Origin of the sequence: Enterobacter cloacae complex sp. SHL001 (assembly GCF_049236825.1) — a bacterium.
Lineage (GTDB): Bacteria > Pseudomonadota > Gammaproteobacteria > Enterobacterales > Enterobacteriaceae > Enterobacter > Enterobacter hormaechei_C.
The window spans coordinates 223,190-244,803 of sequence record NZ_JBMKIP010000006.1 but is presented as its reverse complement, the minus strand read 5'-3'; the positions used below and the strand labels follow the sequence as shown (position 1 = coordinate 244,803).

Here is a 21,614-nt window from a genome sequence, read left to right as displayed (position 1 = left end):
GGGAATCATTAATCTTCATAAGAAAAACCTATGGAAAATTATCAGATCGACAATCTGGACCGCGGCATTCTGGAAGCGCTAATGGCCAACGCACGCACCGCGTATGCCGAACTGGCGAAACAATTTGGCGTCAGCCCGGGGACCATTCACGTTCGCGTCGAGAAAATGAAGCAGGCCGGGATCATCACCGGCGCACGCATTGATGTCAGCCCGAAGCAACTTGGCTACGACGTCTGCTGCTTCATTGGCATTATTCTGAAAAGCGCCAAAGATTACCCCTCCGCGCTGGAGAAACTGAACGCGCTGGATGAAGTCACCGAGGCGTACTACACCACCGGGCACTACAGCATCTTTATAAAGGTGATGTGCCGATCCATTGACGCCCTCCAGCAGGTACTTATCAACAAGATCCAAACAATCGATGAAATTCAGTCCACCGAAACCCTGATCTCCCTGCAAAACCCGATCATGCGTACTATCCGCCCGTGATCGGGCAATTTCATTCCCACATTTTCCACAGGTAGATCCCAGCTCGTTCACAGCGTACAATGGCCGCCTCTTTATCTGAGCGAGCGATCAATGGCGGACATTACTCTTATCAGCGGCAGCACCCTGGGCGGTGCTGAATATGTAGCGGAACATCTGGCTGAGAAGCTGGAAGATGCGGGCTTTTCTACACAAACGCTGCACGGACCGCTGCTGGAAGATCTCCCGACTGACGGGGTCTGGCTGCTGATCACCTCCACGCACGGCGCGGGCGATCTGCCGGATAACCTGCAACCTTTATATGACGAACTGCTGGAACAACAGCCCGATCTGTCAAACGTCCGGTTTGGCGCTGTGGGGATCGGCAGCCGTGAATATGACACTTTCTGTGGCGCCATAGAGAAAGTAGAAGCTGCGGTGACCGCCTGCGGAGCAAAACAGCTGGGTGAAACGCTGAAGATCAACATCCTCGATCATGACATTCCCGAAGATCCAGCCGAGATCTGGCTCGCGGAATGGAAAAAATTACTCAAAAACGATTAAAGATCGTGCGATCAGATGTGGATAACTCTGGTTAAAAGCTCGTATTAAGCCGTAGTTATCCAAAGAACAACGTTGGTTTAGTTTTTGACCTGTGTATAAAGTGGCGATCTGATCCCAGCTTATACGGTCCAGGATCACCGATCATTCACAGCAAACGATCCTTCCTAACTGCATGATCTTATTTATGGGATCGGACTTATCCACAGAGGTCTGCGATCCTAATAAGAGATCACAATAGAACAGATCTCTAAATAAAAAGATCTTCTTTTTAATAGCCCAGGATCCCAATGCTTTCTCGAAAGACTAAAGTTGAGTAGAATCCACGGCCCGGGCTTCAATCCATTTTCATACCGCTTTACGCGAGGCAGACCACCATGTTTTATCAGGATCCTTTTGACGTCATCATCATTGGCGGGGGTCACGCAGGCACTGAGGCCGCAATGGCCGCAGCGCGAATGGGTCAGCAGACCCTGCTTTTGACACACAATATCGACACGCTGGGACAAATGTCCTGTAATCCGGCGATTGGCGGCATTGGGAAAGGACACCTGGTAAAAGAAGTGGATGCACTTGGCGGCCTGATGGCGAAAGCGATCGATCATGCAGGCATCCAGTTTAGGATACTAAACGCGAGTAAAGGGCCTGCTGTTCGTGCGACCCGCGCACAGGCAGACCGCGTGCTTTACCGTCAGGCTGTGCGCACCGCGCTGGAGAACCAGCCGAACCTGATGATCTTCCAGCAGGCAGTTGAAGATCTTATCGTCGAGAACGATCGCGTCGTGGGTGCCGTAACCCAGATGGGGCTCAAGTTCCGCGCAAAAGCGGTTGTGCTGACCGTCGGGACATTCCTGGACGGAAAAATTCATATCGGCCTGGATAACTACAGCGGTGGCCGTGCTGGCGATCCGCCGTCTATCCCACTTTCACGTCGTCTGCGTGAACTGCCGCTGCGCGTCAGCCGCCTGAAAACCGGTACACCGCCGCGTATTGACGCGCGCACCATTGATTTCAGCGTGCTGGCGCAACAGCACGGCGATAACCCGATGCCGGTGTTCTCGTTCATGGGCAATGCGGCTCAGCATCCGCAGCAGGTACCGTGCTACATCACGCATACCAACGAGAAAACCCATGACGTGATCCGCAATAACCTCGATCGCAGCCCAATGTATGCTGGCGTGATCGAAGGGATCGGCCCGCGCTACTGCCCGTCGATCGAAGACAAGGTGATGCGCTTTGCCGATCGTAACCAGCACCAGATCTTCCTGGAGCCGGAAGGGCTGACCTCAAATGAAATTTACCCGAACGGCATCTCCACCAGCCTGCCGTTCGATGTACAGATGCAAATTGTTCGCTCAATGCAGGGCATGGAGAACGCAAGAATCGTTCGCCCTGGCTACGCTATTGAGTACGATTTCTTCGATCCGCGCGACCTGAAGCCGACGCTGGAAAGCAAATTCATCCAGGGTCTGTTCTTCGCAGGCCAGATTAACGGTACCACCGGGTACGAAGAAGCTGCCGCACAAGGGTTGCTGGCCGGTCTGAACGCCGCTCGCTTCTCTGCCGAGAAAGAGGGCTGGGCACCGGCGCGTTCTCAGGCTTACCTGGGCGTTCTGGTCGACGATCTCTGCACGCTGGGGACCAAAGAACCGTACCGCATGTTTACTTCTCGTGCGGAATATCGCCTGATGCTGCGCGAAGACAATGCCGATCTGCGCCTGACTGAGGTGGGCCGTGAATTGGGTCTGGTGGATGACGAACGCTGGGCGCGCTTCAACGAGAAGCTGGAGCGTATCGAACAGGAACGTCAGCGCCTGAAAACCACCTGGGTGAATCCGCAGGCGGAAACCGCTGCCGAAGTAAACGCTCACTTAACAGCACCGCTGTCGCGCGAAGCCAGCGGGGAAGATCTGCTGCGTCGTCCTGAAGTCACTTACGAGAATCTGGTCAAACTGACCGCGTTCGCGCCGGGCCTTGAAGACGCGGAAGCGGCTGAACAGGTCGAGATCCAGGTGAAATACGAAGGCTACATCGCGCGTCAGCAGGATGAGATCGAAAAACAGCAGCGCAACGAAAACACGCTGCTGCCGGAAATGCTGGACTATCGTCAGGTGACGGGCCTTTCCAACGAAGTGATCGCTAAGCTGAACGATCACAAACCTGTGTCGATTGGCCAGGCCTCACGTATCTCCGGCGTCACACCTGCCGCGATTTCGATTCTGCTGGTGTGGCTGAAAAAGCAGGGTATGCTGCGCCGCAGCGCGTAATGCTCTGAAAATTGCCCGGTGGCGCTGCGCTTACCGGGCCTACTGAACCCGTAGGGCGGGTTAGCGAAGCGCCACCCGCCACTTAAGTTTCTCAACAGGTATCCACCGTGCTCAATAAACTCTCTCGTCTGCTGGAACAGGCAGGTATTTCGCTCACCGATCACCAGAAAAATCAGCTGGTGGCCTATGTCGATATGCTGAACAAATGGAATAAAGCGTACAACCTCACCTCCGTACGCGATCCCAACGAGATGCTGATTCGCCATATTCTCGATAGCATCGTCGTGGCGCCATATCTGAACGGGGAACGTTTTATCGACGTGGGCACCGGCCCGGGCTTGCCGGGCGTTCCGTTGTCTATTGTTCGACCGGAGAGTCAATTCACGCTGCTGGACAGCCTGGGTAAGCGCGTACGCTTTTTACGCCAGGTCCAGCATGAGCTGAAGCTGGAAAACATCACGCCCGTGCAGAGCAGGGTAGAGGAGTTCCCGGCTGAGCCACCGTTTGACGGCGTTATCAGCCGCGCATTTGCGTCACTCAATGACATGGTGAGCTGGTGCAAACACCTGCCGGCGGAGAAGGGGCGTTTTTATGCGCTGAAAGGGCAACTTCCGGGGGACGAAATCGAGCAGCTTCCGGACGGTTTTGCTGTCGAATCCATTGAGAAACTTCAGATCCCTCAGCTCGAAGGTGAGCGTCATCTGGTGATAATTAAGCCAAACACTTTTTAAAAATTAATAAAAAATGTGGAATTTGTGCTGTTCTGATCGTGTTAAAAAGCAGCACATCCCGTCTGTTTTGTCCGTTGTTAATTTAACCTTGTTGTTACCATGGGTTTTCTTATGGTTAACCTGAAGTGAGTTGTTCACTCTGAGGATAATCAACCATGAAAATATCAGCCTGCTAAAAGTGGGTAAAGGCAACAAGAATGGAATGTTAAATATTTATTAAGAATGTCAATAAAAGGTTTTTGTTGTATACGGCTCTGTTTTAAAAATAGTTGCGATTTTTTTGCTTTAATTTCATACAGATGAAATAAATCGTTTTACGTCTTTGATAAATACCACTTTATCGCAAATGTGTATTTTGTGATCTCGTGCACGCTTTATCACCAACGTTTCCGCGCTGTTTGCAGTTTTGCCTGAAGGTCGGCACTTAGGTCAAAAGTTGAAAAATAGGACTGGGGAAAAATATTTAAACATTTATTCACCTTTTCGCTACTTAATGTTTGAAATCACGGGGACGCACCGTATAATTTGACCGCTTTTTGATGCTTGACTCTGAGCCTTAAAGGACGTTTTATACGACACGCGGCATACCTCGAAGGGAGCAGGAGTAAAAACGTGATGTCTGTGTCGCTCTTGAGTAGAAACGTTGCTCGTAAGCTTCTGTTCATTCAGTTTCTGGCTGTGATAGCAAGTGGACTGCTGTTTAGCCTCAAAGACCCCTTCTGGGGCATCTCCGCCGCGTGCGGAGGTTTGGCGGTGGTTCTGCCAAACGTGTTGTTTATGATTTTTGCCTGGCGTCATCAGGCGCATACACCCGCCAAAGGCCGCGTGGCCTGGTCCTTCGCTCTCGGCGAAGTGTGTAAGGTGTTGCTGACCTTTGCTCTACTGGTGATGGCGCTGGCGGTTTTGAAAGTGGTATTCATGCCGCTGATAGCAACGTGGGTTTTGGTGCTGGTGGTACAAGTTCTGGCTCCAGCTGTAATCAATAACAAAGGGTAAAAGGCATCATGGCTTCAGAAAATATGACGCCGCAGGATTACATAGGTCACCATCTGAATAACCTTCAGCTGGACCTGCGTACATTCTCGCTGGTGGATCCACATAACCCCCCGGCCACCTTCTGGACGATCAACATCGACTCCATGTTCTTCTCGGTGGTTTTGGGTCTTCTGTTCCTGGCCATGTTCCGCAGCGTTGCTAAAAAGGCGACCAGCGGTGTTCCAGGGAAATTCCAGACGTTCATCGAGATGATCATCGGCTTCGTCCATGGCAGCGTGAAAGACATGTACCATGGTAAGAGCAAACTGATTGCTCCGCTGGCCCTGACCGTGTTCGTTTGGGTCTTCCTGATGAACCTGATGGACCTCCTGCCTATCGATTTCTTACCTTGGATCGGTGAGCACGTACTCGGCCTGCCTGCACTGCGCGTGGTTCCGTCTGCCGACGTGAACATCACCCTGTCGATGGCGCTGGGCGTATTTATCCTCATTCTGTTCTACAGCATCAAAATGAAAGGCGTAAGCGGCTTTGTGAAAGAGCTTACCTTGCAGCCGTTCAACCACTGGGCGTTTATTCCGGTCAACCTGATCCTGGAAGGCGTTAGCCTGCTGTCCAAACCTGTTTCACTGGGTCTGCGACTGTTCGGCAACATGTATGCGGGTGAGCTGATTTTCATTCTGATCGCGGGTCTTCTGCCGTGGTGGTCACAGTGGATTCTGAATGTGCCATGGGCCATTTTCCACATCCTGATCATTACGCTGCAAGCCTTTATCTTCATGGTTCTGACGATCGTCTATCTATCGATGGCGTCTGAAGAGCACTGATTTTTTACCAACACTACTACGTTTTAATTGAAACAAACTGGAGACTGTCATGGAAAACCTGAATATGGATCTGCTGTACATGGCTGCCGCTGTGATGATGGGTCTGGCGGCTATCGGTGCTGCGATCGGTATCGGCATCCTCGGGGGCAAATTCCTGGAAGGCGCAGCGCGTCAACCTGATCTGATTCCTCTGCTGCGTACTCAGTTCTTTATCGTTATGGGTCTGGTGGATGCAATCCCAATGATCGCTGTAGGTCTGGGTCTGTACGTGATGTTTGCTGTCGCGTAGTAGTTGTTTTAAAACCCCAAGCCACAGAAATTTAAGAGGTATTGTGCTGTGAACATGAACGCAACAATCCTCGGCCAGGCCATCGCGTTTATTCTCTTTGTCTGGTTCTGCATGAAGTATGTATGGCCGCCTTTAATGGCTGCCATCGAAAAACGTCAGAAAGAAATTGCTGACGGTCTGGCTTCCGCAGAACGCGCTAAGAAAGATTTGGACCTTGCACAGGCCAACGCGACAGACCAGCTGAAAAAAGCGAAAGCTGAAGCTCAGGTAATCATTGAACAGGCTAACAAACGCCGTTCTCAGATCCTGGACGAAGCCAAAGCTGAAGCAGAACAGGAACGTACTAAGATCGTGACACAGGCTCAGGCTGAAATTGAAGCTGAGCGTAAACGTGCTCGTGAAGAACTGCGTAAGCAGGTTGCGATTCTGGCTGTTGCTGGCGCCGAGAAGATCATCGAACGTTCCGTGGATGAAGCTGCTAACAGCGACATCGTGGACAAACTTGTCGCTGAACTGTAAGGAGGGAGGGGCTGATGTCTGAATTTGTTACGGTAGCTCGCCCCTACGCCAAAGCAGCTTTTGACTTTGCTGTCGAACACCAAAATGTCGATCGCTGGCAGAATATGCTGGCGTTTGCCGCTGAGGTGACGAAAAACGAACAAATGGCCGAGTTGCTTTCTGGTGCGTTAGCGCCTGAAACCCTCGCCGCGTCGTTTATCGCCGTGTGCGGAGAGCAACTGGATGCCAACGGCCAGAACCTGATTAAGGTGATGGCGGAAAATGGTCGTCTCCGTGTGCTCCCGGATGTTCTCGAGCAGTTTGAGCACTTACGTGCCCTTAGTGAAGCTACCGCTGAAGTTGAAGTAACTTCTGCGACTGAACTGAGTAACGAACAGCTTGCGAAAATCACCGCCGCGATGGAAAAACGTCTGTCACGCAAAGTTAAGCTGAATTGCAAAATCGATAAGTCTGTAATGGCAGGCGTAATCATCCGCTCGGGTGATATGGTCATTGATGGCAGCGTACGCGGCCGTCTTGAGCGCCTTGCAGACGTCTTGCAGTCTTAAGGGGACTGGAGCATGCAACTGAATTCCACCGAAATCAGCGAACTGATCAAGCAGCGCATTGCTCAGTTCAATGTTGTGAGTGAAGCTCACAACGAAGGTACTATTGTTTCTGTAAGTGACGGTGTTATCCGCATCCACGGCCTGGCCGATTGTATGCAGGGTGAGATGATTTCCCTGCCGGGTAACCGTTACGCTATCGCACTGAACCTGGAGCGCGACTCCGTAGGTGCCGTTGTGATGGGTCCATACGCTGACCTTGCCGAAGGCATGAAGGTTAAGTGTACTGGCCGTATTCTGGAAGTACCGGTTGGCCGTGGCCTGCTGGGTCGCGTTGTTAACACCCTGGGTGCGCCAATCGACGGTAAAGGTCCGGTTGAGCACGATGGCTTCTCCCCAATCGAAGTTATCGCACCAGGCGTTATCGACCGTCAGTCCGTTGATCAGCCAGTGCAGACGGGTTATAAGTCCGTTGACGCCATGATCCCAATCGGTCGTGGTCAGCGTGAACTGATCATCGGTGACCGTCAGACCGGTAAAACCGCGATGGCAATCGACGCCATCATCAACCAGCGTGATTCCGGCATCAAATGTGTGTACGTGGCTATCGGCCAGAAAGCGTCCACCATTTCCAACGTGGTTCGTAAACTGGAAGAGCACGGCGCACTGTCTAACACCATCGTTGTGGTAGCAACCGCGTCTGAATCTGCTGCACTGCAATACCTGGCGCCATACGCCGGTTGCGCAATGGGCGAATACTTCCGTGACCGCGGTGAAGATGCGCTGATCGTATACGATGACCTGTCTAAACAGGCCGTTGCTTATCGTCAGGTTTCCCTGCTGCTCCGTCGTCCACCAGGACGTGAAGCATTCCCGGGCGACGTATTCTACCTCCACTCTCGTCTGCTGGAGCGTGCTTCCCGCGTTAACGCGGAATACGTCGAGAACTTCACCAAAGGTGAAGTGAAGGGTAAAACAGGTTCTCTCACCGCTCTGCCGATCATTGAAACCCAGGCGGGTGACGTTTCTGCGTTCGTTCCGACCAACGTAATCTCCATTACCGATGGTCAGATCTTCCTGGAAACCAACCTGTTTAACTCCGGTATTCGTCCGGCGGTTAACCCGGGTATCTCCGTATCCCGTGTGGGTGGTGCTGCTCAGACCAAGATCATCAAGAAACTGTCCGGTGGTATCCGTACCGCGCTGGCACAGTATCGTGAACTGGCTGCGTTCTCTCAGTTCGCATCCGATCTGGACGAAGCAACCCGTAAACAGCTGAGCCACGGTCAGAAAGTGACCGAGCTGCTGAAGCAGAAACAGTACGCGCCAATGTCTGTTGCTCAGCAGGGCCTGGTACTGTTCGCGGCTGAACGCGGTTACCTCGAAGATGTGGAACTGGCGAAAATCGGTAGCTTCGAAGCCGCTCTGCTGGCTTACGTCGACCGTGATCACGCTCCGCTGATGCAAGAGATCAACCAGACCGGTGGCTATAACGACGAAATCGAAGGCAAGCTGAAAGCTATCCTCGATTCCTTCAAAGCAACCCAATCCTGGTAATCGTCCGGCGGCTTGTCTCAGGACAAGCCGTCTGGCATTGAGGAGAAGCTCATGGCCGGCGCAAAAGAGATACGTAGTAAGATCGCAAGCGTCCAGAACACGCAAAAGATCACTAAAGCGATGGAGATGGTCGCCGCTTCCAAAATGCGTAAATCGCAGGATCGCATGGCGGCCAGCCGTCCTTATGCAGAGACCATGCGCAAAGTGATTGGTCACCTTGCGAACGGTAATCTGGAATATAAGCACCCTTACCTGGAAGAACGCGACGTTAAGCGCGTGGGCTACCTGGTGGTGTCGACTGACCGTGGTCTGTGTGGCGGCTTGAACATTAACCTGTTCAAAAAACTGTTGGCGGATATGAAAGGCTGGTCCGATAAAGGCGTTCAGTGCGATCTGGCACTGATTGGCTCTAAAGGCGTCTCTTTCTTTAACTCCGTTGGCGGCAACATTGTCGCTCAGGTGACCGGTATGGGTGATAACCCGTCCCTGTCCGAACTGATCGGCCCGGTTAAAGTGATGTTGCAGGCCTACGATGAAGGCCGTCTGGACAGACTGTACGTTGTCAGCAACAAATTTATTAACACCATGTCTCAGGTGCCTACGCTCACTCAGATGCTGCCGTTACCGGCATCAGAAGATGACGAGCTGAAACAGAAAGCCTGGGATTACCTGTATGAACCCGATCCGAAACCGCTGCTGGATACCCTGCTGCGTCGTTACGTTGAATCTCAGGTTTATCAGGGCGTTGTAGAAAACCTGGCCAGCGAGCAGGCCGCACGAATGGTGGCGATGAAAGCCGCGACCGATAATGGCGGCAGCCTGATTAAAGAGCTGCAGTTGGTTTACAACAAAGCTCGTCAGGCCAGCATTACTCAGGAACTCACCGAGATCGTCTCGGGGGCCGCCGCGGTTTAACCAGGTTTACGAATTACGTAGAGGATTCAAGATGGCTACTGGAAAGATTGTCCAGGTAATCGGCGCCGTGGTGGACGTCGAGTTCCCTCAGGACGCCGTACCACGCGTGTACGACGCGCTTGAGGTACAGAATGGTAACGAGAGCCTGGTGCTGGAAGTTCAGCAGCAGCTCGGCGGCGGTATCGTGCGTACCATCGCCATGGGTTCTTCCGACGGTCTGCGTCGTGGTCTGGAAGTAAAAGACCTTGAGCACCCGATCGAAGTCCCGGTAGGTAAAGCAACACTGGGTCGTATCATGAACGTATTGGGTCAGCCAATCGACATGAAAGGCGACATCGGTGAAGAAGAGCGTTGGGCTATCCACCGCGCGGCACCTTCCTACGAAGAGCTGTCCAGCTCTCAGGAACTGCTGGAAACCGGCATCAAAGTTATCGACCTGATGTGTCCGTTCGCGAAGGGCGGTAAAGTCGGTCTGTTCGGTGGTGCGGGTGTAGGTAAAACCGTAAACATGATGGAGCTGATCCGTAACATCGCGATCGAGCACTCCGGTTACTCCGTGTTTGCGGGCGTGGGTGAACGTACTCGTGAGGGTAACGACTTCTACCACGAAATGACCGACTCCAACGTTCTGGATAAAGTATCCCTGGTTTACGGCCAGATGAACGAGCCACCAGGAAACCGTCTGCGCGTTGCGCTGACCGGCCTGACCATGGCTGAGAAGTTCCGTGACGAAGGTCGTGACGTTCTGCTGTTCGTTGATAACATCTACCGTTACACCCTGGCCGGTACTGAAGTATCTGCACTGCTGGGTCGTATGCCTTCAGCGGTAGGTTATCAGCCTACGCTTGCGGAAGAGATGGGTGTTCTTCAGGAACGTATCACCTCTACCAAAACCGGTTCTATCACCTCCGTTCAGGCGGTATACGTACCTGCGGATGACTTGACTGACCCATCCCCAGCCACCACCTTTGCTCACTTAGATGCAACCGTGGTACTGAGCCGTCAGATCGCGTCTCTGGGTATCTACCCGGCCGTTGACCCGCTGGACTCCACCAGCCGTCAGCTGGATCCACTGGTTGTTGGCCAGGAGCACTACGACACCGCGCGTGGCGTACAGTCCCTGCTGCAACGTTATCAGGAACTGAAAGACATCATCGCCATCCTGGGTATGGATGAACTGTCTGAAGAAGACAAACTGGTGGTAGCACGTGCGCGTAAGATCCAGCGCTTCCTGTCCCAGCCGTTCTTCGTTGCGGAAGTATTCACCGGTGCTCCGGGTAAATACGTTTCCCTGAAAGACACCATCCGTGGCTTTAAAGGCATCATGGAAGGCGAATACGATCACCTGCCAGAGCAGGCGTTCTACATGGTTGGTTCCATCGAAGAAGCCGTGGAAAAAGCCAAAAAACTTTAACGCCTTAATCGGAGGGTGATATGGCAATGACTTACCACCTGGACGTCGTCAGCGCAGAGCAACAAATGTTCTCTGGTCTGGTCGAGAAAATCCAGGTAACGGGTAGTGAAGGTGAACTGGGTATTTTCCCGGGTCACGCACCACTGCTCACCGCCATTAAGCCTGGTATGATCCGCATCGTTAAACAGTTCGGTCATGAAGAGTTTATCTATCTGTCCGGCGGCATTCTTGAAGTGCAGCCAGGCAGTGTGACCGTTCTGGCCGATACAGCTATTCGTGGCCAGGATCTCGACGAAGCGCGAGCCCTGGAATCGAAGCGTAAGGCTGAAGAGCACATTAGCAGCTCTCATGGTGACGTGGATTACGCTCAGGCGTCTGCGGAGCTGGCCAAAGCGATCGCGAAACTGCGCGTTATCGAGTTGACCAAAAAAGCGATGTAACACCGGCTTGAAAAGCACAAAAGCCAGTCTGGATCCCAGGCTGGCTTTTTTTTTCGGCCTTAATTCATGATGAAAAAGATGTAGAATTTTAAGCATCAAACGTTTTTACTTCTCACACAAACTACCGTCAGGATGCGTATGTTAAACAGTGCGATGAGCGTGGTGATCCTTGCCGCAGGCAAAGGTACCCGCATGTATTCCGATCTGCCTAAGGTGCTCCACACGCTGGCAGGAAAGCCAATGGTTCAGCATGTTATTGATGCAGCGAATGAATTAGGCGCCAGCCAGGTGCATCTGGTTTATGGACATGGCGGCGATCTGCTGAAAAAAACGCTGCATGACGACAATCTCAACTGGGTGCTACAGGCAGAACAGTTGGGTACAGGCCATGCGATGCAGCAGGCTGCACCCTTCTTCGCTGATGATGAAGATATCCTGATGCTCTACGGCGACGTCCCGCTGATCTCCGTTGAAACCCTCACTCGCCTACGTGAAGCCAAACCGCAGGGCGGCATCGGTTTGTTGACCGTCGTGCTGGACGATCCAACCGGCTATGGCCGCATCACGCGTGAAAACGGCAACGTGACCGGGATTGTTGAGCATAAAGATGCCACTGACGAACAGCGCCAGATTCAGGAGATCAACACCGGCATTCTGATTGCGAACGGTGCGGATATGAAGCGCTGGCTGTCCAGACTCAACAATAACAACGCGCAGGGTGAATACTACATCACCGACATCATTGCGATGGCGTACCAGGAAGGGCGTGAGATTGCCGCCGTTCACCCGGCTCGCATCAGCGAAACGGACGGGGTAAACAACCGTCTCCAGCTTTCTCGCCTGGAGCGTATTTACCAGTCCGAGCAGGCAGAAAAGCTGTTGCTCGCGGGCGTTATGCTGCGCGATCCGGCGCGTTTCGATCTGCGTGGCACGCTGACCCACGGGCGCGACGTTGAAATAGATACTAACGTTATCCTGGAAGGTAACGTCACGCTGGGCAACCGCGTCAAAATCGGCACTGGCTGCGTGATTAAAAACAGCGTGATCGGTGACGACTGCGAAATCAGCCCGTACAGCGTGGTGGAAGATGCCCATCTTGAGGCGGCATGTACCATCGGCCCGTTTGCGCGTCTGCGCCCGGGCGCTGAGCTGCTGGAAGGCGCTCACGTAGGTAACTTTGTGGAAATGAAAAAAGCGCGTCTGGGTAAGGGCTCGAAAGCCGGTCATCTGACCTATCTGGGCGATGCGGAAATTGGCGACAACGTAAACATCGGTGCTGGAACCATCACCTGTAACTATGACGGTGCCAATAAGTTTAAAACCATCATCGGTGATGATGTGTTTGTAGGCTCCGATACCCAGCTGGTGGCGCCTGTCACCGTGGGCAAAGGCGTGACCATTGCCGCCGGGACAACCGTTACGCGCGATGTGGCCGAGAACGAGCTGGTGTTAAGCCGTGTGCCGCAGGTCAGCAAGCAGGGCTGGAAACGCCCGGTGAAGAAGAAGTAACAACAAGGCGGGTGGCGCTATGCTTACCCGCCCTACGATTGAGTAGGCCTGATAAGGCGTAGCCGACATCAGGCAAACCCGGGAGAGGAGATAAATATATATCTCCCCCCACAAGCAGTACCCATAAAAATAACCCCACTCTCTACAAGGCTCGGGGCGCCCGGAAAGGGCAAATACAGGTCAGCGACAACGCATGGCATAACGCCATAATCAGGAAATCTAACTATGTGTGGAATTGTTGGCGCAGTTGCGCAGCGTGATATTGCTGAAATCCTTCTCGAAGGTTTACGTCGTCTGGAATACCGTGGTTACGACTCAGCCGGTCTGGCTGTGGTCGATGCAGAAGGTCATATGACCCGTCTGCGTCGTCTCGGTAAAGTGCAGATGCTGGCCCAGGCTGCGGAAGAACATCCGCTGCACGGTGGCACCGGTATTGCACATACCCGCTGGGCGACCCACGGTGAGCCATCTGAAGGCAACGCACACCCGCATGTGTCTGAACACATCGTGGTGGTGCATAACGGCATTATCGAAAACCACGAACCGCTGCGTGAAGAACTGAAAGCGCGCGGCTATACCTTCGTCTCTGAAACCGACACCGAAGTGATTGCTCACCTGGTGCACTGGGAGCTGGCAAAGGGCGGTACACTGCGTGATGCGGTGCTGCGCGCTATCCCTCAGCTGCGTGGTGCTTACGGTACGGTGATCATGGATTCCCGCGACCCGTCCACGCTGCTGGCCGCGCGTTCCGGTAGTCCGATGGTGATTGGTCTGGGCATGGGTGAAAACTTTATCGCTTCCGACCAGCTGGCGCTGTTGCCGGTTACCCGTCGCTTTATCTTCCTGGAAGAGGGAGACATTGCCGAGGTGACACGTCGCAGCGTGACCGTATTCGACACGAAAGGCGAGCAGGTTAAGCGTCAGGAGATCGAATCAAACCTGCAATACGACGCGGGCGACAAAGGTGCTTACCGTCACTACATGCAGAAAGAGATCTACGAACAGCCAAACGCCATTAAAAACACCCTGACCGGGCGCATCAGCCACGGCGAAGTGGATCTGAGTGAGCTGGGCGCCAATGCCAACGAACTGCTGGGCAAAGTCGAGCACATTCAGATCGTGGCCTGCGGTACCTCTTATAACTCCGGTATGGTCTCGCGCTACTGGTTTGAATCCCTGGCGGGCGTGCCGTGTGATGTGGAAATCGCGTCTGAGTTCCGCTATCGCAAATCTGCGGTGCGTCGTAACAGCCTGATGATCACCCTTTCTCAGTCTGGCGAAACGGCTGATACCCTGGCGGCGCTGCGTCTGTCTAAAGAGTTGGGTTACCTGGGCTCGCTGGCCATCTGTAACGTGCCGGGCTCTTCGCTGGTACGTGAATCCGATCTGGCGCTGATGACCAAAGCCGGTACTGAAATTGGCGTGGCTTCCACCAAGGCGTTCACCACTCAGTTGACCGTTCTGCTGATGCTGGTGGCGAAACTGGCGCGTCTGAAAGGTCTGGATGCCTCCGTTGAACACGACATTGTGCATGGCCTTCAGGCGCTGCCGAGCCGTATCGAGCAGATGCTGTCTCAGGACAAACGCATTGAGGCGCTGGCGGAAGATTTCTCTGACAAACATCACTCCCTGTTCCTGGGGCGTGGCGATCAGTATCCGATTGCGCTGGAAGGCGCACTGAAGCTGAAAGAGATCTCTTACATTCACGCTGAAGCTTACGCGGCAGGTGAACTGAAACATGGCCCGCTGGCGCTGATCGACGCGGATATGCCGGTTATCGTGGTGGCACCGAACAACGAACTGCTGGAAAAACTGAAATCTAACATCGAAGAAGTGCGCGCCCGTGGTGGTGTTCTGTACGTCTTTGCGGATAAAGATGCCGGTTTCGCCAGCAGCGACAACATGCACATCATCGAGATGCCGCATGTGGAAGAGGTGATTGCGCCGATCTTCTACACTGTTCCGCTGCAACTGCTGGCTTATCACGTCGCGCTGATCAAAGGCACCGACGTTGATCAGCCGCGAAATCTGGCGAAGTCTGTTACCGTAGAATAATATTATATATCACTTAGGAATAACCCCGTTAATTTATGATTACGGGGTTATTTTTATATCAAAACATAAATATTTTCTGAAAAATAAAGTTTCCCACTTCTTATTAAATAAAAACTAATTACAGTGTGTCGACTTTTCTGTGTGATATAAAATTATATTAAGTAATAAAACGCTTATATTTATTCTCTTATTCCATCAGTAATAATTAATACAATATTATTTCTCCTTGTTATTTTCATTTTTCAGTTTACTATTTCCTGGCCGGGATGGTTCGGCAATATTTGTTTTAATAATGAAACATGATTATTCATAACTTCAGGATAATGTCATAATGAATGGAAAACTTTTTAAAAGCGCATTAGTTTGCTCATCTTTGATTTTAGGTTGGCAGGCGCACGCGGGGAACGGCAATGGTACTGTACACTTTACAGGCGAAATTATTGACAGCACCTGTGAGGTTACTGCGCCAACACAAACTCAAACCGTTGACCTTGGTAAAGTCAATAAATCCGCCTTTTCTGGTGCAGGCTCGACGGCTTCCGTACAGGCTTTCCAGATCGATCTTGAAAATTGCCCTGATACATATAAAAAAGCCACCGCTCGCTTTGATGGTACAGAAGATGGAGACGGTTACCTTAAACTGAACGCTGGTGGAGCTACAGGGGTTGCCGTTGCCATCTACAACCGTGCTGACAACAGCTTGCTGAAGCTTTACAACCAGTCAGTCAGTGCAGATATCGACGCTGATGGCAAGGCGACACTGCCGTTCATGGCTCGCTATATGGCTACCTCCGCAACCGTAACGCCAGGTGTGGCAAATGCGGATTCTGAATTTACTATCACTTACAGTAATTAACCTCTAGCTTTCCGAAATAAAATCAGGCCTGGCAAGGCAGGTTTCTTTACGTCTAATGGACAGCGAAACCTCGCAGGCCTGTCACAGGATATGATATGCGCAGGCGTTTTATCGATATTTTTATTATTCTCTTTTTAGTCGTGTGTGCCTCTCCCTCATGGGGTGGGATTATTATCGGTGGTACGCGGATTATTTTCCCCAGCAATAAAACAGATACCACTATTTCTGTAATAAATAATGATACTTCCTTACCCTATCTGATTCAGGCATGGATTGATCCTTTTTTAGCCACAGAGAAAACGAAACCACCGTTTACCGTTATTCCTCCTGTTTCAAGGCTGGAGCCAAAACAGGAGCGCGTATTGCGCATTATTAAAACAAAAGGCGATTTACCCACCGAGCGGGAATCTGTCTTTTGGCTGAATGTTAAGAATATCCCTCCAACGCCGGACAAACAGAACAGCAAGCTGGAAATCGCGATTAAAACACGCATTAAGTTATTCTGGCGCCCTGCCAGCATTACTGAAAAGCCTGAAACCGCCAGCCTAAAAGTCATCTGGCGCAAACAAGGCAATACCCTGGTGGTTAATAATCCTACGGCTATCCATATCAACGTTATTGATGTTGCTGTAGACGGCAAACCGCTGGATTTGGCGATGATTAAGCCCTTTGAGACGCTCAACATTCCCTTACCCGCTGGTGTCGCGAGTAAGACACTCATCTGGCATAGCATCAATGATTATGGCGCGATAAGCGACGCCATCAAACACCCCCTTTGACTCAGGCGAGATGGTTAACGTTGAAGCGCATCTATTTTATGTTATCCCTGGTGTCGCTGTGGGTCAGCGGCACGTATTCCGGGCACGCTGCTGGTGAAACCTTTAACTCACGATTGTTAGAACTTGAACATCCGGTCGACATTGATATCAGTCAGTTTAGCCGGCCCGATAATCTCCCTGAAGGGGATTATCAGGTTGATATTTATATCAACGAGCGCTTTTTTGAGCGCCGTGAAATCCATTTTTTTCGAACAAACAACGAGAGCGCACTCCAGCCCTGTTTCCGCGACTTAAAAAATACGCTGGCTACGTTTGGCATAAAAGTGGATGCCATAAAAGCACTGGCTACGATTAACACCAGCCGCTGCGAGCCCGTTCCCCCGCTTACGGGAGCTACATGGGTTCTGGATGACGAAAAGCTCGCGTTACGGGTCTCTATCCCGCAGATTTATATGGATTCTTCAGCGCGTGACGCCATTCCGCCTTCACGCTGGGATCAGGGTATTAATGCCCTGATGGTGAATTATGATTTTTCAACCACCCAGACGTTGAAATCAGACTATGACAGTGACGATCTGTATTATCTGAACATGCGTAGCGGTATTAACCTTGGCAGCTGGCGACTTCGCAACTACAGCACCCTCAATGCGGTAAACAGCAACGGCAGTTATCATTCTGCGAGTACGTATTTACAACGTGATATTGCCAGCCTGCGAAGCCAGATAATGATGGGGGATACCTGGACGGCAAATGATCTATTCGATAGCAGCCAGGTGCGCGGCGTGCGCCTGTATACCGATAATGACATGCTGCCGGATAGTCTGAACGGCTTCGCACCCGTCGTCCGGGGCATTGCTAAAAGTAATGCCGTCGTCACCATTCGTCAGAATGGCTACATTATCTATCAATCTGCTGTTCCTCAGGGGCCGTTTGCCCTGACCGATCTCAACACCACCAGCAGTGGGGGCGATCTCGACGTTACGATCAAAGAAGAAGATGGTAGTGAGCAGCATTTTACGCAGCCTTATGCTTCCCTGGCGATATTGCGACGGGAAGGCCAGACGGACTTTGATATCAGCATTGGCGAACTGAACAACAGCGATCGCTATTCACCTGATTTATTGCAGGCTCAGCTTTTACGCGGCATGCAAGGGGGAATGACGCTGTATGGCGGCACACAGTTAGCTGAGAATTACACTGCCATAGCGGCTGGTATTGGTCAGGATCTCGGCGAGATCGGGGCGATATCGATGGATGTCACCCATGCGGCGTCTCGTTTTGTCGATGATACGGAGCAGGGGCAATCCTGGCGTTTTCTCTATTCCAAGACGTTCGATGTAAGTAATACCAGCCTGCGAATAGTAGGCTATCGCTATTCAACGGAAGGATTTTATACCCTGGATGAGTGGGCTTCCCGCAGGAGCGATAGCGAGACGTTCTGGCAAACGGGTAACCGCAGAAGCCGTCTGGAGGGAACGTGGACACAACCTTTTGCGCAGGGGTATGGAAATATTTACCTGACGCTGAGCCGTGAACAGTACTGGCGAACGGATAACGTTGAACGGCTGATCCAGATTGGTTACAGCAACAGCTGGAAACAGATGACGTGGAATGCGTCATGGAACTATACCGATACTGCGAATCATCACGATGGGGACTGGGAAAAGGATGGCGAAAACGAACACGTTTTCATGCTGTCACTCTCGCTTCCGCTCTCCCAGTGGTTACCGAACACCTACGCCAACTATAACGTTACTGGCAACAATAAAAACAGCGTCTCCCATCAGGTAGGCCTGAACGGAAGGCTGCTTCAGAACAACAACTTGAACTGGAACATACAGCAATCCGTTGATGAAAGTGGCGGCAGTACGGGGGGGAATGCGGGACTGGCATGGGACGCGGCTTATGGCTCCATGAAAGGTAACTATGCCTGGAGCAACGAAACCCGAAGTCTCAATTATGGCGTCAGCGGCGGCATTCTACTGCATTCAGAAGGTGTCACCTTCTCACAGGAAATGGGAGAAACCGTCGCGCTGGTGAAAGCTCCAGGAGCGGCGGGCCTGGCGGTGGAAAACAGCAGCGGTGTCGCGACGGACTGGCGCGGCTACACCGTAAAAACGCAGCTGTCACCCTATGATGAAAATCGTATCGCAATTGGCGACAGCGACTTTGCCTCTGGCAATGTTGAACTGGAAAAAAGCGTCCAGAATCTGGTTCCCACCCGTGGAGCGGTAGTAAAAGCGGAATTCGTTACGCATATCGGCTACCGCATCCTTTTCAACGTTCATCTCAGCAATGGCAAACCTGCGCCTTTTGGGGCAACGGGATCGGCAACGCTGGACACCGGAAGCGTTACGGGCATTGTCGGAGAAGAGGGCGAACTCTATCTCTCAGGCCTGCCGGAAAAGGGGCAATTTACGTTGACGCTAAACGACGGCGCAACCTGTCGGGCGGAATACACGCTTCAACAACAGCCTGACGCTGGACTGGTGCAGATGCCCGTCACGTGTCGATAAAGGATTAAAATGAAACTGCAATACTGGCTTTTAGCCTTACTGACCTGCGTCTTTTATGCGCATGCGGCCCCAACCGGTTATTGTGTGCCAGACAATGGCAAATATCATAACTACCTCAATTTTACAGAGCAGTTTTCCATTACGGACAATATAGCCGGGACGACAACGCTTATTGATGTGAATAACAACAATACCTCGTTTAAAGGTACTTGCTATTGTCTGACCGGGCCGAATCAGAGTTACGATCACACCTATATAACCAGCGTCGTTAATCCGGCGCTGGAGCCAGCGGGAAGCAGGAACAATGTCGCCTATTTTAACCTGAATGAAAACGTTGATATTGGCTTGCTTGTTTACATACTCGGTGTCGGTTATACGGCCGTGCCTTTTGATCATCTGCCGAATAAAACCGGTACTCCCTATCAATGTCATAACGGCGTGAGTTCTGCCACCTCGTTTTATAGTGGCGGCTCGGGGCTGGTCTATTTGTACGTAAAAAAAGCCTTTACCGGGGTGATGACGATCCCGGCGACGCTGGTGGCGAATATCTATGCCACGATCGACCCGCGTACTGTTTCGAATGAGATTATTTCTGATGTGATTGTTCAGGGAACAGTGACGGTTCCTCAATCTTGTGAGATTGACGAGGGGCAGGCCATTGTTTTTGATTTCAATAAAATCCTGGCGTCAGAGTTTTCGTCGACGAAAGGGAAAGCGCTGACCGATCGCAAAATCACTCGTACCGTGAACATCAAATGCACCAATATGATGTTCTACGACAAGCTCGACGCAACCCTGCATGCCTCAGCCGTGGCTTCTGATAATTCGATGATTGCGACGGACAACGAAGACGTAGGAATTAAAGTCTACGATAAATATAATCGGGAAGTGAATACGAATGGCGGTGCCCTTGAAGCGGAAACGACTAAAATTCCCGACATCATGGGGGATACGCTGGGCACGCTGACATTTTCAAGCGCGCCTGCCAGCGCGACAGGAGCGAGGCCCAAACCAGGCCAGTTCAATGCAACGGCAACTCTGACGATTGAAATCGCTCATTAAAATGACAACGGCTGTTTATGACAGCCGTTGTCATATCAGCTACGCTAAAACTGATTCATTGCAAAAAAGATGACAAAAATATGACCATGCTGTGAATTAATGGCTTTATTTTTCATGTGGTTACATCCATCGCTGGCTTTGTCATAAAACTGTCATATTTCGTACATTTATCTGTCACCTGTTTGTCCTATTTTGCTCATCGTAGCCACTTAAACAATGATTTACGAAATCCTTGCAGGAGACATTATGAAAGTTATGCGTACCACTGTCGCAACTGTTGTCGCCGCGACCTTATCAATGAGCGCTTTCTCTGCCTTTGCAGCAGCAAGCCTGACTGGCGCTGGTGCAACCTTCCCTGCGCCGGTGTATGCCAAATGGGCGGATACCTACCAGAAAGAGACCGGTAACAAGGTCAACTATCAGGGTATCGGCTCCTCCGGTGGCGTAAAACAAATTACCGCGAATACCGTTGATTTCGGCGCATCCGACGCTCCGCTGTCTGATGAGAAACTGAATCAGGAAGGCCTGTTCCAGTTCCCGACCGTGATCGGCGGCGTTGTGCTGGCTGTTAACATCCCTGGCCTGAAATCAGGCGAGCTGGTGCTGGACGGCAAAACCCTGGGTGACATCTACCTGGGCAAAATCAAAAAATGGGATGACGAAGCCATCACTAAGCTGAACCCGGGCGTTAAGCTGCCTTCGCAGAATATCGCGGTGGTTCGTCGTGCTGACGGCTCTGGTACCTCTTTCGTGTTCACCAGCTACCTGGCGAAAGTGAACGAAGAGTGGAAATCTAAAGTCGGTTCCGGCTCTACTGTTAACTGGCCAACCGGTCTGGGCGGTAAAGGCAACGACGGTATCGCAGCCTTCGTACAGCGTCTGCCAGGCTCCATCGGTTACGTAGAATACGCTTACGCTAAGCAGAACAACCTGGCTTACACCAAACTGGTTTCTGCCGACGGCAAACCGGTTAGCCCGACCGAAGAGAACTTCGCCAACGCCGCGAAAGGCGCTGACTGGAGCAAATCCTTCGCGCAGGACCTGACCAACCAGAAAGGCGACGATGCATGGCCTATCACGTCTACCACCTTCATTCTGGTCCACAAAGAGCAGAAGAAGCCTGAGCAGGGTGCTGAAGTGCTGAAGTTCTTCGACTGGGCATATAAAAATGGCGGCAAACAGGCTAACGATCTGGATTACGCCAGCCTGCCAGACAGCGTGGTTGAGCAGATCCGTGCTGCATGGAAAACCAACGTGAAAGACAGCAGCGGTAAAGCGCTGTACTAACAGGATATATTTAACGAAGATGGCGGG

At 51.9% G+C, this 21,614-nt stretch carries 20 protein-coding genes; all 20 read left to right on the top strand.

The genetic code is table 11. The annotated features are described in order from the left end of the window. Positions 1-30 precede the first annotated feature (30 nt). Entirely contained in the window at positions 31-489 is a 459-nt protein-coding gene (asnC, locus tag ACOTYH_RS17620) for a transcriptional regulator AsnC (RefSeq protein ID WP_003862383.1), read from the top strand. Positions 490-579: 90 nt separating this feature from the next. Further along, positions 580-1,029 (top strand): FMN-binding protein MioC, encoded by a 450-nt coding sequence (gene mioC / locus ACOTYH_RS17615; protein WP_023305124.1) that lies wholly within the window; start codon positions 580-582, stop codon positions 1,027-1,029. 374 nt (positions 1,030-1,403) lie between these two features. Then, positions 1,404-3,293 carry a tRNA uridine-5-carboxymethylaminomethyl(34) synthesis enzyme MnmG gene (mnmG, locus tag ACOTYH_RS17610; RefSeq protein WP_032668933.1) on the top strand — a complete coding sequence of 630 codons (1,890 nt, stop codon included), beginning with the start codon at positions 1,404-1,406 and terminating at the stop codon, positions 3,291-3,293. Positions 3,294-3,400: 107 nt separating this feature from the next. Then, positions 3,401-4,024 carry a 16S rRNA (guanine(527)-N(7))-methyltransferase RsmG gene (gene rsmG, locus ACOTYH_RS17605; RefSeq protein ID WP_017694037.1) on the top strand — a complete coding sequence of 208 codons (624 nt, stop codon included), beginning with the start codon at positions 3,401-3,403 and terminating at the stop codon, positions 4,022-4,024. Positions 4,025-4,639: 615 nt separating this feature from the next. After that, positions 4,640-5,020 (top strand): F0F1 ATP synthase subunit I, encoded by a 381-nt coding sequence (gene atpI / locus ACOTYH_RS17600; RefSeq protein ID WP_003862375.1) that lies wholly within the window; start codon positions 4,640-4,642, stop codon positions 5,018-5,020. An 8-nt stretch (positions 5,021-5,028) separates the two neighbouring features. Next, entirely contained in the window at positions 5,029-5,844 is an 816-nt protein-coding gene (gene atpB / locus ACOTYH_RS17595) for a F0F1 ATP synthase subunit A (protein WP_003862373.1), read from the top strand. Between the two features lie 49 nt (positions 5,845-5,893). After that, positions 5,894-6,133, top strand: coding sequence for a F0F1 ATP synthase subunit C (atpE, locus tag ACOTYH_RS17590; protein ID WP_000429386.1), 240 nt, complete (start codon positions 5,894-5,896; stop codon positions 6,131-6,133). A 48-nt stretch (positions 6,134-6,181) separates the two neighbouring features. After that, positions 6,182-6,652 (top strand): F0F1 ATP synthase subunit B, encoded by a 471-nt coding sequence (atpF, locus tag ACOTYH_RS17585; protein WP_003862370.1) that lies wholly within the window; start codon positions 6,182-6,184, stop codon positions 6,650-6,652. A 14-nt stretch (positions 6,653-6,666) separates the two neighbouring features. Continuing rightward, the gene (gene atpH / locus ACOTYH_RS17580; RefSeq protein ID WP_015570151.1) at positions 6,667-7,200 is read left to right on the top strand and encodes a F0F1 ATP synthase subunit delta; all 534 of its coding nucleotides are present in this window, start codon (positions 6,667-6,669) and stop codon (positions 7,198-7,200) included. A gap of 12 nt (positions 7,201-7,212) precedes the next feature. Continuing rightward, entirely contained in the window at positions 7,213-8,754 is a 1,542-nt protein-coding gene (gene atpA / locus ACOTYH_RS17575; protein ID WP_003862367.1) for a F0F1 ATP synthase subunit alpha, read from the top strand. Positions 8,755-8,805: 51 nt separating this feature from the next. Then, positions 8,806-9,669, top strand: coding sequence for a F0F1 ATP synthase subunit gamma (gene atpG / locus ACOTYH_RS17570; protein ID WP_003862364.1), 864 nt, complete (start codon positions 8,806-8,808; stop codon positions 9,667-9,669). A gap of 31 nt (positions 9,670-9,700) precedes the next feature. After that, positions 9,701-11,083 carry a F0F1 ATP synthase subunit beta gene (atpD, locus tag ACOTYH_RS17565; RefSeq protein WP_015570150.1) on the top strand — a complete coding sequence of 461 codons (1,383 nt, stop codon included), beginning with the start codon at positions 9,701-9,703 and terminating at the stop codon, positions 11,081-11,083. Positions 11,084-11,103: 20 nt separating this feature from the next. Further along, complete coding sequence (locus tag ACOTYH_RS17560) at positions 11,104-11,523, top strand: F0F1 ATP synthase subunit epsilon (protein ID WP_006177560.1); 420 nt, start codon at positions 11,104-11,106, stop codon at positions 11,521-11,523. A 138-nt stretch (positions 11,524-11,661) separates the two neighbouring features. After that, positions 11,662-13,032: a bifunctional UDP-N-acetylglucosamine diphosphorylase/glucosamine-1-phosphate N-acetyltransferase GlmU gene (gene glmU, locus ACOTYH_RS17555; RefSeq protein ID WP_047733182.1), complete on the top strand. Its 1,371-nt coding sequence runs from the start codon at positions 11,662-11,664 to the stop codon at positions 13,030-13,032. Positions 13,033-13,257: 225 nt separating this feature from the next. Next, positions 13,258-15,087, top strand: a complete 1,830-nt coding sequence (gene glmS / locus ACOTYH_RS17550) for a glutamine--fructose-6-phosphate transaminase (isomerizing) (protein ID WP_015570148.1) — start codon at positions 13,258-13,260, stop codon at positions 15,085-15,087. Between the two features lie 331 nt (positions 15,088-15,418). Continuing rightward, positions 15,419-15,943, top strand: a complete 525-nt coding sequence (locus tag ACOTYH_RS17545; RefSeq protein WP_032668932.1) for a fimbrial protein — start codon at positions 15,419-15,421, stop codon at positions 15,941-15,943. Between the two features lie 95 nt (positions 15,944-16,038). Further along, positions 16,039-16,722, top strand: a complete 684-nt coding sequence (locus ACOTYH_RS17540) for a fimbrial chaperone (protein WP_032672190.1) — start codon at positions 16,039-16,041, stop codon at positions 16,720-16,722. Between the two features lie 38 nt (positions 16,723-16,760). After that, entirely contained in the window at positions 16,761-19,238 is a 2,478-nt protein-coding gene (locus ACOTYH_RS17535; RefSeq protein WP_033487044.1) for a fimbria/pilus outer membrane usher protein, read from the top strand. Positions 19,239-19,247: 9 nt separating this feature from the next. After that, positions 19,248-20,300, top strand: a complete 1,053-nt coding sequence (locus ACOTYH_RS17530) for a fimbrial protein (RefSeq protein WP_033487043.1) — start codon at positions 19,248-19,250, stop codon at positions 20,298-20,300. 246 nt (positions 20,301-20,546) lie between these two features. Continuing rightward, positions 20,547-21,587, top strand: a complete 1,041-nt coding sequence (gene pstS / locus ACOTYH_RS17525) for a phosphate ABC transporter substrate-binding protein PstS (protein ID WP_017383706.1) — start codon at positions 20,547-20,549, stop codon at positions 21,585-21,587. The last annotated feature ends 27 nt before the right edge of the window (positions 21,588-21,614 follow it).

Excerpts from the sequence above, each read along its gene's own strand:
- asnC (WP_003862383.1), top strand. The coding sequence starts at position 31 with ATGGAAAATTATCAGATCGACAATCTGGACCGCGGCATTCTGGAAGCG.
- mioC (WP_023305124.1), top strand. The coding sequence starts at position 580 with ATGGCGGACATTACTCTTATCAGCGGCAGCACCCTGGGCGGTGCTGAA.
- mnmG (WP_032668933.1), top strand. The coding sequence starts at position 1,404 with ATGTTTTATCAGGATCCTTTTGACGTCATCATCATTGGCGGGGGTCAC.
- atpI (WP_003862375.1), top strand. The coding sequence starts at position 4,640 with ATGTCTGTGTCGCTCTTGAGTAGAAACGTTGCTCGTAAGCTTCTGTTC.
- atpB (WP_003862373.1), top strand. The coding sequence starts at position 5,029 with ATGGCTTCAGAAAATATGACGCCGCAGGATTACATAGGTCACCATCTG.
- atpE (WP_000429386.1), top strand. The coding sequence starts at position 5,894 with ATGGAAAACCTGAATATGGATCTGCTGTACATGGCTGCCGCTGTGATG.
- atpH (WP_015570151.1), top strand. The coding sequence starts at position 6,667 with ATGTCTGAATTTGTTACGGTAGCTCGCCCCTACGCCAAAGCAGCTTTT.
- atpA (WP_003862367.1), top strand. The coding sequence starts at position 7,213 with ATGCAACTGAATTCCACCGAAATCAGCGAACTGATCAAGCAGCGCATT.
- atpG (WP_003862364.1), top strand. The coding sequence starts at position 8,806 with ATGGCCGGCGCAAAAGAGATACGTAGTAAGATCGCAAGCGTCCAGAAC.
- atpD (WP_015570150.1), top strand. The coding sequence starts at position 9,701 with ATGGCTACTGGAAAGATTGTCCAGGTAATCGGCGCCGTGGTGGACGTC.
- ACOTYH_RS17560 (WP_006177560.1), top strand. The coding sequence starts at position 11,104 with ATGGCAATGACTTACCACCTGGACGTCGTCAGCGCAGAGCAACAAATG.
- glmU (WP_047733182.1), top strand. The coding sequence starts at position 11,662 with ATGTTAAACAGTGCGATGAGCGTGGTGATCCTTGCCGCAGGCAAAGGT.
- glmS (WP_015570148.1), top strand. The coding sequence starts at position 13,258 with ATGTGTGGAATTGTTGGCGCAGTTGCGCAGCGTGATATTGCTGAAATC.
- ACOTYH_RS17545 (WP_032668932.1), top strand. The coding sequence starts at position 15,419 with ATGAATGGAAAACTTTTTAAAAGCGCATTAGTTTGCTCATCTTTGATT.
- ACOTYH_RS17540 (WP_032672190.1), top strand. The coding sequence starts at position 16,039 with ATGCGCAGGCGTTTTATCGATATTTTTATTATTCTCTTTTTAGTCGTG.
- ACOTYH_RS17535 (WP_033487044.1), top strand. The coding sequence starts at position 16,761 with ATGTTATCCCTGGTGTCGCTGTGGGTCAGCGGCACGTATTCCGGGCAC.
- ACOTYH_RS17530 (WP_033487043.1), top strand. The coding sequence starts at position 19,248 with ATGAAACTGCAATACTGGCTTTTAGCCTTACTGACCTGCGTCTTTTAT.
- pstS (WP_017383706.1), top strand. The coding sequence starts at position 20,547 with ATGAAAGTTATGCGTACCACTGTCGCAACTGTTGTCGCCGCGACCTTA.